This window comes from Uliginosibacterium sp. sgz301328 (genome assembly GCF_041807905.1).
Taxonomy (GTDB): Bacteria; Pseudomonadota; Gammaproteobacteria; order Burkholderiales; family Rhodocyclaceae; genus JBGVSA01.
The window spans coordinates 1-2,860 of record NZ_JBGVSA010000061.1; the positions used below are offsets into that span (position 1 = coordinate 1).

At 64.7% G+C, this 2,860-nt stretch carries 1 pseudogene; it reads left to right on the top strand.

Annotation, left to right across the window (positions count from 1 at the left end):
- Positions 1 to 2,860 (top strand): annotated as a pseudogene (locus ACDA63_RS20060) (hypothetical protein); the annotation flags it as partial.

A 2,860-nucleotide genomic window follows, 5' to 3' on the forward strand; every position in this document is an offset into this window, starting at 1 on the left:
ACACGGCGGCGGGCAGCAACTACAACAACGACGGCGCCACGGGCACCAACGCACTGGCCGCTGGCGTAGGGGCTTCGGCCGCCGGCAATAACTCGTCCGCCATTGGCATGGGGGCCAGCGCAACCGGAGACAACGCAACGGCATTGGGTCCCAATGCCACGACGACGGTCGCGAGCGGTGTGGCGCTGGGCTACAACGCTACCGCCGACCGTGCGGGCATGAATGGCGCGACCGAACTGTTCAGCAACGCGGCCGTTGCCTCGACTCAGGGAGCGGTCTCGGTGGGTGCCGCCGGTAATGAACGTCAGATCACCAACGTGGCGGGCGGCACGCAGGACACCGATGCGGTGAACGTTCGTCAGCTCAAGGCGAGCAACCAGCAGATCGTCGACGTCATCGGTGGCGGCACCACGATCAACAACGACGGCACGATCACCAACCCGAGCTTCGTGATCAACGGTGGCGACACCTACACCACGGTGGCGGACGCGATCACCAACATCGACGGCCGTGTGACCAACATCGAGGGCAGCATCACCTCGATCACCGGTGTGCTGGATGACGTGGTCAAGTACGACGACCCAAGCCACAGCACGATCACACTCGGCGGCACCGACGGCACCAAGATCACCAACGTGGCAGCGGGCGACGTGTCGGAAACCAGCACGGACGCCATCAACGGTAGCCAACTGTGGGCCGTGGATCAGTCGGTCACCAGCCTGGGGACTACGGTCACCAATCTGGCCGGTGACGTGACCAGTATTGGCGGGGCAGTTACCAACCTGACCACCAACATCGAAAACGGCACCATCGGCCCGGTGCAACGCACGGGCACGGATCAGTTGTCGCTGATCGCCGCAGGTGGCGATGCCGCCGCGCCTGGCGCCGCACAGGTCCTGACCAATGTGGCCAAGGGGGCCGTCACGGAAACCAGCACGGACGCCATCAACGGTAGCCAACTGTGGGCGGTGGAACAGAACATCGCCACGCTGACCGATACGCCGATCACCTTCGCAGGCAACAGCGGTTCGGTCGACAAGAAGCTGGGCGAGACCTTCAGCATCGAAGGCGCGGCGACGACGGCGGGGACGTACTCCGGTGCCAACGTCAGCACGGTCGTGGATGCCGACGGCAAGCTGCAGATCCAGATCGCCGAGAGCCCGACCTTCACCAGCGTGACCACGGGCGACACGGTGATGGACACCAACGGTGTGACCATCGCGGGTGGGCCGAGCATGACCACGGCGGGGATCGACGCGGCCAGCATGAAGATCGTCAACGTGGCGGCCGGCACGGCCAGCACGGACGCGGTCAACGTGAGCCAGTTGCAGGGCATTGCGGACGCCATCGGCGGCGGCACCACGATCAACAACGACGGTTCGATCACCAACCCGAGCTTCGTGATCAACGGTGGCGACACCTACACCACGGTGGCGGACGCGATCACCAACATCGACGGCCGCGTGACCAACATCGAGGGCAGCATCACCTCGATCACCGGTGTGCTGGATGACGTGGTCAAGTACGACGACCCGAGCCACAGCACGATCACGCTCGATGGCACGGACGGCACGCAGATCAAGAACGTGGCCGACGGGGTGGATGCGCATGATGCGGTGAATGTGGGTCAGCTCACCGACCCGAACAGCACGATCTCGACCAGCATCTACAACAACGTCGAGAACAAGTTCGGCGACACCGTCCGTTACTTCAAGGCCGATGGTCTGAACGACGGCACGGATGACGCGCAGGTCGTGGCCGGCACCAACTCGGCGGCGATCGGAGCGAACTCGGTGGCCGATCGCGCCAACACGGTGTCGGTGGGCAGCGCAGGCCACGAACGTCAGATCGTCAATGTGGCAGCCGGCACGCAAGACACCGATGCGGTGAACGTGAGCCAGTTGAAGGGTGTGACCAACATCATCGGTGGCGACACCTACATCGACGCCAGCACGGGCGAAGTGAAGGGGCCGTTCATCACCATCAACGGCGACACCTACACCACGGTGGCCGATGCGATCACCAACATCGACGGGCGCGTGACGACCCTCGAAGGCGACATCACCAACATCAACAACGGCGGCGGCATCAAGTACTTCCATGCCAACTCCACCTTGGCGGACTCGGTGGCGTCGGGCACCAACAGCGTGGCCGTCGGCCCGCAGGCGGTGGCGAGCGCTGACAACGCCGTGGCGATCGGCAACAACGCGCAGGCGGCGAGCGCCAACTCCGTGGCACTCGGGGCCAACAGCAAGACGGCCGATGCGGTGAGTACCACCGGCGGCACGGTGGGGGGCACCAGCTACACCTACGCCGGCGGCATGGCCGCAGGCACGGTGAGCGTGGGCGACGCGGGCACTGAGCGCACCATTACCAACGTGGCGGCCGGGCGTGTCAGCGCAGACAGCACCGATGCGGTCAACGGCTCGCAGTTGTACGCGACCAACCAGGCCATCGAAACCTTGAGCGGCACGGTCAGCAGCATCGACAACCGCGTGAGCAACATCGACGCCCGCGTGACCAACCTCGAAGGCTCGGTCACCAGCATCAACGGTGACATTGCCAACATCTACAACGAACTGGGCAACCAGCTCGTCAAGCAGGATGCGGACACGCGCACCCTCACGGTGGGGGCGGCGACCGACGGCAAGGTGATCAACGTGTCGGGCACGGCAGGCGATCGCAGCATCACGGGGTTGGCCGCAGGCGTGGCCGACAACGATGCGGTCAATGTCAGCCAGTTGAAGGGTGTGGAGCAGCAGATCACCAACGTCTACAACGGTGGCACCAAGTACTTCCACGCCAACTCCACGCTGGAGGACTCGCAAGCCACGGGCAAGGAGTCGGTGGCCATCGGCGG